This window comes from Roseofilum sp., from assembly GCF_982964205.1.
The window spans coordinates 58,677-72,457 of the sequence record NZ_CEZBFX010000014.1 but is presented as its reverse complement, the minus strand read 5'-3'; the positions used below and the strand labels follow the sequence as shown (position 1 = coordinate 72,457).

Annotated in this window: 15 protein-coding genes; 11 read left to right on the top strand and 4 right to left on the bottom strand. The window is 44.3% G+C overall.

All coding sequences use genetic code 11. The features are described 5' to 3' along the window. Window positions 1–389 precede the first annotated feature (389 nt). From AC3A14_RS06375 to AC3A14_RS06365, 3 genes are all read right to left on the bottom strand, one after another. Window positions 390–806, bottom strand: a complete 417-nt coding sequence (locus tag AC3A14_RS06375) for a type II toxin-antitoxin system VapC family toxin (protein ID WP_318732241.1) — start codon at window positions 804–806, stop codon at window positions 390–392. After that, entirely contained in the window at window positions 803–1,090 is a 288-nt protein-coding gene (locus tag AC3A14_RS06370) for a hypothetical protein (RefSeq protein ID WP_318732240.1), read from the bottom strand. The genes AC3A14_RS06375 and AC3A14_RS06370 overlap by 4 nt, the downstream gene beginning before the upstream one ends. Before the next feature lie 110 nt (window positions 1,091–1,200). Next, the gene (locus AC3A14_RS06365; protein WP_318732239.1) at window positions 1,201–2,013 is read right to left on the bottom strand and encodes a Uma2 family endonuclease; all 813 of its coding nucleotides are present in this window, start codon (window positions 2,011–2,013) and stop codon (window positions 1,201–1,203) included. A 274-nt stretch (window positions 2,014–2,287) separates the two neighbouring features. Here AC3A14_RS06365 and AC3A14_RS06360 point away from each other — a divergent pair, with 274 nt between their 5' ends. From AC3A14_RS06360 to AC3A14_RS06310, 11 genes are all read left to right on the top strand, one after another. Beyond that, entirely contained in the window at window positions 2,288–2,980 is a 693-nt protein-coding gene (locus AC3A14_RS06360) for a class I SAM-dependent DNA methyltransferase (RefSeq protein ID WP_318732238.1), read from the top strand. Window positions 2,981–3,088: 108 nt separating this feature from the next. After that, on the top strand, window positions 3,089–4,159 hold the full coding sequence (locus AC3A14_RS06355) for an alcohol dehydrogenase family protein (protein ID WP_318732237.1): 1,071 nt from the start codon (window positions 3,089–3,091) through the stop codon (window positions 4,157–4,159). 22 nt (window positions 4,160–4,181) lie between these two features. Beyond that, window positions 4,182–5,492 (top strand): NAD(P)-dependent oxidoreductase, encoded by a 1,311-nt coding sequence (locus tag AC3A14_RS06350; protein WP_318732236.1) that lies wholly within the window; start codon window positions 4,182–4,184, stop codon window positions 5,490–5,492. A gap of 36 nt (window positions 5,493–5,528) precedes the next feature. After that, a complete protein-coding gene (locus AC3A14_RS06345; RefSeq protein ID WP_318732235.1) occupies window positions 5,529–6,632 on the top strand; it encodes a mandelate racemase/muconate lactonizing enzyme family protein in 1,104 nt (367 codons plus the stop codon). A gap of 18 nt (window positions 6,633–6,650) precedes the next feature. Further along, a complete protein-coding gene (locus AC3A14_RS06340) occupies window positions 6,651–7,061 on the top strand; it encodes an EamA family transporter (protein ID WP_318732234.1) in 411 nt (136 codons plus the stop codon). A 13-nt stretch (window positions 7,062–7,074) separates the two neighbouring features. Further along, on the top strand, window positions 7,075–7,809 hold the full coding sequence (locus AC3A14_RS06335; RefSeq protein WP_318732233.1) for a sulfotransferase-like domain-containing protein: 735 nt from the start codon (window positions 7,075–7,077) through the stop codon (window positions 7,807–7,809). 49 nt (window positions 7,810–7,858) lie between these two features. Beyond that, entirely contained in the window at window positions 7,859–8,800 is a 942-nt protein-coding gene (locus AC3A14_RS06330) for an isopenicillin N synthase family dioxygenase (protein WP_318732232.1), read from the top strand. 39 nt (window positions 8,801–8,839) lie between these two features. After that, window positions 8,840–9,778 (top strand): isopenicillin N synthase family dioxygenase, encoded by a 939-nt coding sequence (locus AC3A14_RS06325; RefSeq protein WP_318732231.1) that lies wholly within the window; start codon window positions 8,840–8,842, stop codon window positions 9,776–9,778. A gap of 56 nt (window positions 9,779–9,834) precedes the next feature. Next, window positions 9,835–10,758, top strand: a complete 924-nt coding sequence (locus tag AC3A14_RS06320) for an SPL family radical SAM protein (RefSeq protein ID WP_413039219.1) — start codon at window positions 9,835–9,837, stop codon at window positions 10,756–10,758. Continuing rightward, window positions 10,751–11,911 carry a hypothetical protein gene (locus AC3A14_RS06315; RefSeq protein ID WP_318732229.1) on the top strand — a complete coding sequence of 387 codons (1,161 nt, stop codon included), beginning with the start codon at window positions 10,751–10,753 and terminating at the stop codon, window positions 11,909–11,911. Before AC3A14_RS06320 ends, AC3A14_RS06315 begins: the two co-directional genes overlap by 8 nt. Then, on the top strand, window positions 11,820–12,095 hold the full coding sequence (locus tag AC3A14_RS06310) for a hypothetical protein (RefSeq protein WP_318732228.1): 276 nt from the start codon (window positions 11,820–11,822) through the stop codon (window positions 12,093–12,095). Before AC3A14_RS06315 ends, AC3A14_RS06310 begins: the two co-directional genes overlap by 92 nt. 37 nt (window positions 12,096–12,132) lie before the next feature. Here AC3A14_RS06310 and AC3A14_RS06305 read toward each other — a convergent pair whose 3' ends face one another. Then, window positions 12,133–13,695, bottom strand: a complete 1,563-nt coding sequence (locus tag AC3A14_RS06305) for an NAD(P)/FAD-dependent oxidoreductase (protein ID WP_318698693.1) — start codon at window positions 13,693–13,695, stop codon at window positions 12,133–12,135. Between the last annotated feature and the right edge of the window lie 86 nt (window positions 13,696–13,781).

Here is a 13,781-nt window from a genome sequence, read left to right as displayed (position 1 = left end):
TCATTTGAGGAGGCGATCGCCCCACGACGATGTTGTAGGGGCGGGTTTTACCCAGGTTTAGGATACCCACCATCAATGAGGTAAACCCACCCCATCCTGATCGCCCGGTGGGGGAGGGCGGGTTTAGGACAGTTATGGGTGGGAATGGGGGTTGGGGGGTAATTTTTCATTTGAGGAGGCGATCTCCCCACGACGATGTTGTAGGGGCGGGTTTTACCCAGATTTAGGATACCCACCATCAATGAGGTAAACCCACCCCATCCTGATCGCCTGGTGGGGGAGGGCGGGTTTATGGAGGCGATCGTTGGGTGTCGTAATGGGTAGGATAACCCGCCCCTACGGGGGTTGGGGGGTAATTTTTCATTTGAGGAGGCGATCGCCCCATGCCGCTAATCGGGCAAAATCTGGAAATATTGACAATGCCTTGGACGGATCATGGAAAAATCGCGGCGATCGAGGGTAAGAATACAGGTAATGTTTTCTCTCTCCGCAATGGTAGCGATGACCGCATCTACAAAGTCGAGTTGACTATCAGCATACTGCTGCAAAATCTGCTCGACTCGCTCTAAGTCGGCGATCGCGATCCCCTCTATTTCCATACCGCTCACAACTAAATTGCCTAAGAACTGACGCATAACGGGATGTCCTAACCGGGATGCCAGAAGATAACACACTTCAGTTAGGACAACGCCAGGAAGCAGCATCGGCTCATTGATGTTGCGAGCGACGTTCAAGACTTGGTTATGATTGCGATCGCAGCGATCGGTTAAGGCAAACAAGAAACTGGTATCGAGAATAACGGTCATGGTTGGCGATCGGGATGACTTGTCCAGCCATAAATCGGATCGATTTCCTGGGCCAGAATCTCTTCGTCTCGTTCAGAAATATCGGTTTCTCCGGAACTACCCAAACCCGCAATAGACAATAAGAAATTAGGTTGACTCTCGTCCTGTTGCTCCTGCTCCAATTGAGCTGTCCCCGATTTGTAGTGGAGATAGTCAATGAAACGGGCCAGCTCAGAAAGAGACTCTGCTGATAAACTGGCGATCGATTCGATAAGTTTTTGTTGGGTTACTGCTGTAGAATCCATAAGCGTTAATTGTTCATTGAATGGAGGAGGGCGGGTTTAGGACAGTTATGGGTGGGTGTCGTCATGGGTTGGTTAAACCCGCCCCTACGGGGGTTTGGGGTGATTATTAATTATTCGTTAATCTCAATGCCTGCGGCTCGAAGTTGGGCGGCTAGGCGATCGGCTCGTTGCCGTTCGGCTTCGGCTCGTTGCTCTCCAGCATCAGCTCGTTGTCGTTCGGCTTCGGCTCGCTGCTCTCCAGCATCAGCCCGTTGCCGCTCTGCTTCGACTCGCTGCTCTGCTTGCTCCGCTTTCTCTGTACTCCAGGAGATAAGATTTCCTTGGTCATCCCACCAGCGCAACCAGTACGTCTCTAGCGTTTCGCGACATCCTTGCCACACTCCTAGATATAAATCCATTTCCGGTATCCAAAATCGTCCCTCTGAATTGGGAGAGGCGAGAGCATAGCGCTGCTGGTTGCCTAAATGACGGAGTTCTAATTCTCCGGTTTTGGGGTCAAAAATACCATAGTTGGGAACGCACAAGATTTGCTCGTAATAGAAATATTTGCCTGGGGGATAGGTGGATTTTGTGGAATATTCGCCCCCTTCGGTCTCCGATAAGAATTCTAGGACAATGACTGGTGGATCTCCTTGTAGGTTTGGGGTATAGCTACGACTGACTTCTTGACGGTCTACTCGGATCTGGGGAATATAGGCCCAATCGGGGGCTTTAACCACCATTTTGCCATTGACGGTGGCGCAGATGCCGTAGTTGGTGGGAGTGAGGGAATTTTCAGATAATTTTCCGGCTTGGTTTAAGCTTTCGGTTAAGGCCGCAGCTAGGGCAGGTTGATAAATATTGTCCACAGGATCGTCGGGCAGTTGGAAGTCGTCTGGTAATTTTTCCCAAGTAATTTTGTAGGCGGAGGAAGTGGCTAACATAATTGCAGATACCGGGAAGGGTCATTGATTATTTTATCAGGTGCGCCATGGGGCGATGTGGGGCAATTTTTCATTGTTCATTGAACCGGCGATCGCCCATTCCCTCTTGCCTTTTACCTCCCCCTTACCTAATTTCTGATTAAATTTGGACAACTGCTTGACAAACGGCACAAACCTTGGTCTGATAAGGCCGGGCTAATAGGAAGCATAAATAGCCCTCAATTCGAGAAATATCGAGAGATATATCAAAAGTTGTTATTTAAGGTACAAAATTGTGAGCCAAACGAGTCAAGTCACAACTACGAATGACCCAAGCAGTTTTGATGCGATCAAGGAAGCCCACAAGCTTTCTGGAGAAACAGAAGACCTCAAAGAGTATTATGACCAATGGTGTAGGAACTATGACCGTGATGTACAAAACGAAGAATATTGTGGCCCAGAATACATTGCTGCCTATTTTGACTTATTGCCTAAAAAATTGGGCAAATTCCTAAATTTGCGCGATCCAGAAATTCAAATCCTAGATTCAGGTTGTGGTACAGGATTAGTGGGTATAGCCCTACATCGGAGAGGCTATAAAAATATCGATGGATTTGACATTTCCCCAGGTATGGTTGAAGCGGCTGCAAAAACTAATTCCTATCGAAAGCTGGAAGGGGGAACAGCCTGTGATTTAACCCAACGCATTAAATATTATGCGGATAATCAATATGATGCTTCGATCAGTTGCGGGGTATTTACTCTTGGCCATGTGCCGCCCACTGCTGTAGAAGAGATGATCCGGTTTACTAAGCCCGGTGGTTTAGTCGTGGTGAGTACCCGTAAAAGCTACTACGATAGCACGAATTTTCAGGAAGTGTGCGATCGCCTGCAAGCTGAAAAGAAAGTGAAGCTCGTTAGCTCCATCATTGACGGTCCCTATATTGCCGAAGAAGGCGCTCATTACTGGGCGTTTGAGGTTCTGTAGAGATTCCCTCACCCTGCTCCTTTACTAGAAGTCAAGTTGCTCGAAGCAACGGGTTAACCTAGCGTGGAGCAGGGCTTCATGCAAAAATAGAAAAGGAAATCAAGAACTATGACAGAGTTAATGAACGCTGTTGTTCTGAACGGATATGGCGGGCCTGAACAATTAGTTTATACTCAAGTTCCTAAACCGACCCCCCAGAAAGGAGAAATATTAATCCAAGTAGGAGCTTGTTCCATCAACAATGCAGATATCAATACCCGTACAGGTTGGTATGCAGCAGATGCAGGGTTTCAAGAGATTCTGCAAGATACCAAGACTAACGAGGGAGGAAAAGCAACCTGGAATCAGCTAGGAGTCGAATTTCCACGTATTCAGGGAGCTGATATCGTTGGAAAAGTGGTCGGAATAGGTGAAGGTGTCACCCCAGATATCCTTAATCAACGGGTGATTGTATATCCTTGGATTCGTACTGCTCAATTCGCAGCATATCAGTATGTGGGTAGCGAACTTGATGGGGGATTTGCTGAATATGCTGTAGTTCCTGCGACTAATGCGTACCCCATCCATTCAAACTTATCAGATACTCAGTTGGCAACCGTGCCCTGTGCTTATTCTACAGCAGAAAATATGTTAACCAAGGCGAGAGTATCAGCGAGAGATACAGTCTTGATTACAGGAGCTTCCGGTGGTGTGGGTAGTGCAGCAATACAGTTATGCAAAATTAGAGGAGCAGTTGTTATTGCAATTGTGGGAGCGAACAAAGAGCATTTAGCTAAGGAGTTGGGGGCTGATTATGCTTATTGCCGAGATGAACAACTCGCTTCTAATGTTGGGAAGCATGAAATCACAGTAGTTGCGGATGTAGTGGGCGGAAAATACTTTAGTCTGATCTTCAAAAGTCTTGTGGTAGGCGGAAGGTACGTGACTTCTGGGGCAATTGCAGGCCCGCTGGTTGAGTTAGATTTGCGAGATCTGATTTACAAAGATGTAGAGATGCATGGAGGTAACCGTTATGAACCCCAAGTGTTTCAGAACTTGCTCGGATATATCGAGCGAGGTCTATTGAAACCTCCAGTCGCTAAGAGCTTCCCCTTAAGTCAAATGCAAGAAGCTCAGAAATTTTTTCAAAGCAAAAGCTTTTTTGGGAAAGTAGTGATTACGCCTGAAAATAATCCTTAAGCAATAGAAAAGAACCAGAAGAATGAGTAAGCAAAAAATTGCCTATATTGGCACAGGCGCGATGGGCAAACAGATGATCTATCAACTGCTCAAAGAAGGCTATCACGTTCAGGTTTATGATAAATACAAAGAAGCGGCTGAACCCGTGATAGCCAAAGGAGCAATTTGGAAAAATAGTCCGAAAGAAGCGGCTCAGGGGACAGATTTAGTCATTACCAATTTACCCCTCCCCCATCATGTTTTAGAGAACATGTTAGGGCAAAATGGAGCCGTAGAAGGGATGAGACCGGGGACAACGTGGATGGACTTCTCTACAACGGACTACCACAATACCCAACATATTGCCCAAGAAGCGGCGAAAAAAGGACTGTTCAGCTTGGAGTCGCCGGTTAGTAATTTATCGCATATGGGGGTTGACTTTTGTAACGTCAGCTTCTATGTGAGCGGCGATCGCCAAGGCTACGACATGAGTAAAGCATCCCTCGACTCCATGGGGCAAATTTCCTTCTTTGTCAGCAATACCATCGGCGAAGCGCAAACCGTCAAACTATTAACGAACCTGCTCTTTTACACCGGCATGGTTACCGTGGGTGAAGTGCTGATGATTGGTCAGATCTATGGCATTCCCCTGCTGTGGATGTGGGATTTAATCCGATCTTCCCAAGGCAGTAGCTTCGTAGCAGAGCAAGTTACCCCCTTTATTTTTGACGGTAGTTACGACTATTCCTGCTCCTTAGAAATCACCGTTAAAGATACGGACTTAACAGTAAACTTAGCTGATGAGCTGAATGTACCCCTCCCCATCGGTCGCATCGTAGAAGAGAGATATCGAGAAGCCGGGCAAAAATATGATGCCCATGATAATCATGTCAAAGTTACTAAACTGATTGAAGAAGACAATGGCGTTAACCTGAGAGTGCCACGATTTACGGCATCCTCTCCCTACGGTTTGAATCGCACCTATGTCCATTCTGAGGAAAAAATCAGCGATATATTTGGTCGCATCAAACCCCGTCCCTACGAACTCCAGTATCCCGCACCCGAACCCTTAGACGATCCAATTTTAATGGATATGGCGCGATCGCTAACGGATTTTATGGCCTATATCAACTACTTAATCCTGGGCGAAGCCAACCACTTGGGCAAAAATATGGGATTAAGCGACGAATTAATCGTAGATGTCATTCGCTGGAGTTGTGGCACCAGTTGGGTGTTTGATAACATCACCTCCTATCAACCCAATCCAGAAATTGTCAACACAATTAAATCCTTTGATTTTGGTCGTCGAGTCAAACTTCCAGTGTTAACCAAAATCTTGAATCATTTGAGTTAATCCCTACTTTCCGATTCAACTAAACCCCAAAACCCCATGAAAATCACTCGAATTACCGTCTATCAAGTCACCTTACCCCTAGAGCATCCGTATCGACTTTCTGGAGGACGCTTATACTTCGACAAACTCGATTCCACCATCATAGCCATGGACACCGATGTAGGTATCCGGGGTTGGGGGGAAGGCTGCCCTTGGGGTTCCACCTATTTACCTGCATTTCCGAGGGGAGTTCGGGCGGGAATTGAGGAACTCGCCCCCCAATTGATTGGACTCGATCCCCGTCGTATTGATGTGGTTTATCGGACGATGGATATGGCTCTACCCGGTCATCCTTACATCAAATCAGCTTTAGATATGGCCTGTTGGGATATCCTGGGTAAATTCACAGAATCTCCTCTGTGCGAACTGTTTGGTGGTCGCATTGACCAAGAAATTACGATTCAAAATTCTGTGCCCACCGATACCCCAGAGGGCATGATTGAATCAATTAAACGGGGTCAAGCCAGGGGGGAAAAGGTGCATACCTGTAAAATTGGCGCGGATGTGGCCTTAGACATTGAGCGGATTAAAGCCATTGGTGCGTATTTACCCCCAGATGAAACGGCAACCTTTGACGTGAATCGAGCTTGGTTGGTGGATGAGGGGATGCGGGTGATGAATGCGGTGAAAGAGCCGATTCTTTATTTTGAACAACCCTGTGAAACTTATGAAGAGTGCTTGCAACTGCGGAGGCTGACGAATCATGCGATTATCTTAGATGAATGCATTCAAGCCTATGGTCATATTGTTCGCGCTCAAGCAGATAATGCTTGTGAGGCGATCGGGTTGAAGATTGGTCGTGTGGGTGGATTAACCAAGGCCAAGCGCATCCGGGATTTCTGTGTAGAAACGGGCATTCGCATGAATATTGAAGTCACTGGGGGCAGTGTCATTGGAGATGCTGGATCGGTGCATTTAGCCCAGTCTACGCCACCCACCCACTTACGAGCGACGTGGTTATGCCATGAGATGTTAACAGTGGATACTGCAACCGGTGGCCCGCGCAATCGAGGGGGTAAAACGGTTGCCCCAGATGCTCCAGGATTAGGTGTAGAGCCGATCGTGGATGTTTTGGGTGAGGCGATCGCTATTTATCAATAAAGAGTAAATGAGATACGGATGAAAGAATGGTTATGGCCGACACTGGGGGCAATTCTCTGTTGGGGGGGTTGGGCGTTTTTGCCCAAATTATCCAACCAATATATTGGTGCCAAAAGTGCGATCGCCTATCAGGGATTAGGGGGAGCGATATTGGCAACTCTAATCTTTGCTAATCTGGGCGATCGCCTAGAAACCCATCCCCAAGGTGCAATTCTAGCCATTATCGCCGGAATGCTCAACTTTTTGGGAGTGCTGTTCTACATCCAAGCCGTATCTAAAGGCTCCGTGTCTGTTGTCGCTCCCCTCTCTGCTCTATATCCTCTGGTGGTCATTATCCTAGCCGTTGTGGTCTTACAAGAAACCATGACCCTCAAACAGGCGATCGCGATGGGTTTTGCCCTGATCGCGATCGCCTTATTCGCGACTTGAACGGAGAGTTCTCATGAAAAAAATACTCGCTTTATGGGCGGTTCCGCGCTCCACTTCAACAGCTTTTGAACGAATGATGCAACAGAGGGGGGACTTTCTGGTGTTGGATGAACCTTTTGGTTTGTATTTCCACTATAGCGAGGAAAGAAAGAGCGATCGCTATCCAGAAGTAGCAATGAATTCAGCTTATAACTTCCAACCGTTACTTCAGGACTTAACCGATAAAGCTCAACACCAACCCGTTTTTATCAAAGACATGGCTCGCTTTATCTGCGATCGAGCCGATGAAGACTTTATCTCTCACTTTGACCACACCTTTATTATTCGCCATCCCGCCAAAGCTCTCCCTTCTCTCTTTACCATTTGGCCAGATTTCCAGCTCCATGAAGCTGGGTATGCAGAACTGTACCAATTATTTGAACAAGTGAAAACCGTTCGAGGAAAAACCCCTCCGGTTATTGACTCCGATGACTTAATCCAAAAACCAGAGGCTACCGTGAAAGGTTACTGCCAAGCTGTGGGGATTCCATTTATACCGCAATCCTTAACCTGGGAGAAGGAAGTACCACCCGAAATCCATCAATGGGAAGGAAGTTGGCATAGTGAGGTACAATCAAGTCGAGGGTTTGAAAAATACCCAAAAAAAGACCCTGTGAGCATTGAAGACAATGAACACTTACAAAAAGCCTATGAGTTTTGCTTGCCTTACTATCAGAAACTGTACGAATATCGACTCATAATTGAATAAAAGATAGTGTTTTTAATTGTCCCTGGGTATAAAGAAAGGAGGATGATCAATGGATTCCTTACCCATAATCTCATTAGAAAAGCTCAAAGATCTCAGTTCTCCATCCGGCAATGCAGAACATAAACAACTCTATGAGACTTGTTTAGAGCATGGATTCTTTTATCTCAAAGATCATGGTATTCCCTCCGAATTAGTCCAGAAAACCATAGAAGCTTCTCGTCACTTTTTTCAATTACCCAAAGAAATCAAACAAGCCTACAGTCAAGACAAACAAACCGTTTATCCTCAGACCTCTAGAGGCTATAGCCCCCTATATGGTGAAACCCTGAATGGACAGACTGGTGCCGATCCGAAGGAACTCTTTGATTTAGGCTTAGAACGTCCTCCTTCTGACAAACCATTTACTGGATCTACCCTAATCCCCGATAATAAAGTTGCCCCTGGTTTTGCCTCATACCATTATCAACTTCAAGAGGAAATTATCAATAAAGTAGTTCCTCCTCTATTACAAGGGTTAGCTGTTGCATTGAACAAAGAACCCCATTGGTTTGACCCTTATTTTGATGACCCTATTTTAATTCATCGAGTGATTCATTATCCTCCCCACTTGGGAAGTGCAGGTAAGCATACCGATACAGGGATTTTTACGATATTGATTCAAGAGTATTTCTCAGATCCTTCTCTCAGGATTTATGCTCAAACAGGTTGGATTTATGCTGACTGTTTAGAAAATACTTTTGTTATCAACTTGGGCGATATGTTGCAGTATTGGACGAATGGTTTGTTGGTTAGTACTGCCCATGAAGTGATTCATACACTTCCTCACAGTCGGATTTCTATCCCCATTTTTGTCTTTCCTAATCACAATACACTGATTCAACCCATGGGAACAGATAAAACTATTAACTCTACTGATGTGATGTTAGATAATTTTCAATCAATTTGGGTTGACAAATCTGGTTCAGGGCGCGCCCAGGAATTAAAACAATAGAGAGAATCTTTTTTTATCAATCAATAAAGAGGATGATCAATGGATACCTTACCGATAATCTCATTAGAACAACTCAAAGACCTCAGTTCTCCATCCGGAAATGAAGAACACAAACGACTGTATGAAACCTGCTTAGAGCATGGATTTTTTTATCTCAAAGATCATGGTATCTCCCCCGAATTAGTCCAGAAAACCATAGAGGCTTCTCGTCACTTTTTCCAATTACCTGAAGAAATCAAACAAGCCTACAGTCAAGACAAACAAACTATTTATCCTCAAACCTGTAGAGGTTACAGTCCTCTGTATGGTGAAACCTTACATGAAGATGTTGGCCCCGATCCCAAAGCAATCTTTGATTTGGGTATAGAACGTCCTTCTTCCGATCAACCTTTTACCGGGAGAACTCTGATCCCTGATGATATCGTTTCTCCCGGCTTTGCCTCTTATCATTATCAGCTTCAAGGGGAAATTATGAGCAAAATTGTTCCTCATCTGTTGCACGGATTAGCAGTTGCTTTAGGGAAAGAAGCGAATTACTTTGATTCCTATTTTGATGAACCGATTTTAATCCACCGCACCATTTATTATCCTCCTGAAGGTGGTATTGCTGGCAAACATACTGATAATGGTATTTTCACGATCTTAATCCAGGAATATTTCCCTAATCCTTCCTTGCGCGTCTACACAAAAGAGGCTTGGATTGATGCCATCTGTTTAGATGATGCTTTTGTCGTTAATCTAGGTGATATGTTGCAACTGTGGACTAATGGGTTATTTGTTAGTACGCCCCATGAAGTAATGCATAAACTCGAGCAAAGTCGAATTTCGATTCCCTTTTTTGTTTATCCCAATGTAAATGCCGTTTTTCAACCCATGGGAAGTGATGAAACGATTAATCCAACTGAGGTAATGTTGAATAACTTTAATGCCATTTGGGTCGAAAAAACTGGAGGGGGTCGCGCTAAGGAGTTAAAATAAGTTTATCCTATAGAGTATGTTAGTGACGACCCTACAATAGAATCATCTGCTGTATGATGAGCAAGTGTCTTTATGCAGGATATTCAGAAGGTGAAGGTACTGTTGTTCGAGAAAAATTTGGTCGAGCTAATATTTATCAGCAAAATGCTCGATCAATTTTAACTCAGGCCAGTGGATATATCGGCGCTTATGACTTTACTCTAAATCCCTATCGTGGATGTCAATATGGTTGTAGCTATTGTTATGCAGCAGCCTTTAGTCCTAATCAAAAAATGCGTCAAGATTGGGGAAATTGGGCGATTGTTAAGAAAAATAGCGTGGAGCTTTTAGAACAAGATTTGGAAAGGTGGTATAAAACCAATCCCGATCGCGCTCCCACTATTTATATGAGCAGTGTGACCGATCCCTATCAACCGATAGAATCCAAACAACAGCTAACGCGACAATTATTAGCTGTAATGGTTCGATATCAGCCCACCTTAGTGATTCAAACGCGCAGCCCAATGATTGTTCGGGATATGGATCTGTTGCAACAGTTTAAGCGACTGCGAATCAATATGAGTATTCCTACTGGTAGCGAGCAGGTTAGGAAAGATTTTGAACCCAAATCTCCCAGTATTCCCGCAAGACTAAAAGCGATCGCTAAACTGCGCTATGGTATTCCTTATCAATCTGGTCATGAAATTAAGTTTTCCGTCACCATTACGCCTTTATTGCCCATTTTTGCCGAGCATATTCCTTCTTTTATCCAGAAACTAGCTTTGGTCGATCGCGTCGTGATTCAAGCCTTCCACCAGAATAGTCGGAAATCTCTGGTTGCGAGTACCCGCGAACAGGCGATCGCTCTCAAAGACAAGTACGATTGGTGGTATCGTTCAGAACAAGAGCATTATTCGCAATTTCAACAGCAACTAATTGTTACATTACAGGAGTATAATGTAGAGGTCAGAGAAGGAAAAGACGGATTTACTTATGATTAAGTGGATGCGGATTATAATTAAGCGGATGCAAAGATGGTCGAGATCGTGCCAGTTTCGCCATGCACTCGAACAGGGAAATTTCCGGCAGGCAGATAAATGGTTGCAAGAGATACAGAATTCTGGTGAAAAACTGTCCTGCTTAGAAACAATGTATCGCGATCGGCAACACACTCAGCAATTATGCCAAGAGCAAAAGCAAGAAATCTCAACATTAAAACGAAAATTATCAGAATTTCAATCTTCTCGACCGTTAGATATTCAAGAATTTGCTAATTTATTTGAGCCACAACACTTAACGCCCAATGCCCAGTTTATTGAATATGTCACCCAAAGCTTTAAGATTATTGAGCTAGATCCAAATTTGTGGCAATGTACAGGAATTGAACCCCGAACTTTTAATGATTTTGAAGCTTCCCTAGCTGAGTTCTTACAGCAAGAGTACACTCGGCTAGAAAACAGACCAAATTTTGATGAATTACTCACCGAATCAATTCATGACTTAAATCAACTTAAATTGGGCAAAGATCCAAAATACAACTTTCAGCTCAGTGCCCATGTCTATTTAACTCGATACTTCTTAGAAAATGTTTATTCCGCCTATTTAACCTGGTTTTTGATTTATCAACTCGGCTTACTACCGAATGATATCAATATTCTAGATATCGCCGCTGGTCCAGGAACCATTATTTATGGATTAGCCTTATTACTACAAAGTAGTAATGGATTTTTCCCGACTCCTCCAATGCATATTTCGTACTATTCTTGGGAGCAGCAGAAAGACCTACAATATCGGGGCTTGCAATTCTGGAGAAAATATATGGCAAACAAGAACTTGAATACCTATTTTCGCTTTGACACCTCTAGTTTTTTCGACTACGCTCACCAAACGGCTAAAATTCCAAAACATTTTTTTGACTTCATTACCATTTCCCATTGCTTTTTTGCCGATCCTCACTTGCGAAATAATTCTGAAAAGACCTACCCTAAAATATTCCACAATGCTCTTAAACCTCAAGGATATGTTATCCTCACGATTCAAGATAAAAAACTATGGAAATCTTATGACTTATACAGATCCCAGCGATCGCCTGCAAGAGTTGGCTGCGATCGATCAATTTTTAGATACTCTAGGTTTAAGGTTAGTTCAATATAAATATCTGTCTGTAACCGATCGTAAAACGGTTATGTCTGGCACTGATTTTTATAAATTTGCCAGAGATAACCTCTCGCCACAGCAACAAATGACTCCTTTACTGCGCCAGTATTTAGGACTACATTTTGATTGTCACTATGCATTAGATGACTATGTAATCTTAGCGCAACTATCAAGCCAGTAGAGTGTATTATCAACTCATCCTACAATTTTGGTGATTATTAACTGTGATAATCCCGTCCTGAGCCGTAGTGCCAACTATCGAGCCAACGATGATAGGTGTATAATTGCTCTGGAGACAGGAATTTGAGATAGCGTTCTAAGGATTTACCAACTAAATCCAAGAAAGTATAACTGGCTAAATTCTGATAATGGAGCGTCCAATTGAACAAGGTAGACAAACCAACTTGAGGAATGATTTTCAGGACAGAAATGGGTTGCTTAATCCAGGTTTTTAGTAAGGTTTGGGTTAAGCCAGGAAACTGTACTACATCTTGGAGAAAAGGATATAAGACTTCATCACCTGCTTCTTCCATGATGGCAAAAACACCACTGAGTAAGTCATTGGGAGGCACAAGAAAGTCTTTACTTTCCATTTTTAAACTCATAGAGCGCTGGAAGAGCCAAGTGACCGATAAACTGGGCTGATAGGGTTGGAGAAGAGCTAATTCTTTCTGTTTGAGAGTATCGAGGGTTAAGGCTTCTTCAATACCCAAGGTTAAACGCTTTAAGTGACGGATCATGGCTCCAAAACCACCAAAACTGAGGGGGGACTGGCTGCCGCTACTATCACCGATGGGTAAAATACGGTCAAAGGGCAATTTAAGGGGACTGTTTTGATAACAGGGAAAAAAGCCAAAGAGGGCACGTTGAAAGGTGAGTTTATCGAGGGAAATATTTTGGTATTCTGGCAGCAAGCGCAAATATTCCTCATAGAAAAATTCGAGGCTAAATCGGTCAGGATGGGCATCTAAGTAGGTAAATAAATAGGTGGTGCGACCATCTTTTGCCGGAAAGGCTTCCCAAAAATATTGACAGTGATTTATGGGTAGAGTGAAGGAGACAAAGAGATCTCCAGTGTCATTTTTAGGATATCCTTGAGCGACGCTACCAACGACTAAACAAACGGCATCGGGTTTTGCTCCTGCTCGCGCTTGTTGACTCATAGGGGAAAAGTGACCCATGGCATCTAGGAGTAAGCGAGCGTTAAGATAGCGATCGCCCACTTTAACCATAACTCTATCCGGATAAATGGTTGCTCCTTGAAATGGAGTTTGCTCTAATAGGGTTCCTCCCGCTGCTAGAAAACGTTGCTTGAGAGACTCCAACAGAAATACCGGATCGATACCAATATTGAGGATATCGTTAACCCAAATATCGTCACCACCCGGAAAACTAACCCGAGCTGGGTTATACTCAGTGGCGATCGCCTCCTCTAACTGTTCTGGAGTCAGTAACCCCAACTCTACCAAAACCCCTAACTCCCGACGGGAAATATTCCATTCCTGTATCCTGCCACGCAAAATCCCCCGCTCTACTACCGTTACCTGTATCCCGCGCAACTGCAAGGCACAGGCCATCATAATCCCTAGTGTGCCTCCACAAATGACCACGTCCGTATCTAAGGGTTGATGGGGACTAGAACCTTCTCGATCTGCTACAGTAACGACTGAGGAGACAGGAATCTTGCCCGATCGCAAACTCGACCAAAGCCCATCCACCTTTCGCAACCCTCCCAGCACATCCCCTGGTAATTGGGATAAAATTTCTTCAGTTTTGCTCATAGCCTTATCATCAGTAACCCAGCATCTAGGGTAACGTGAGCTATAGCGATCGCGTTAGAATAATCCTAGATGTTGAAAACAGAGAC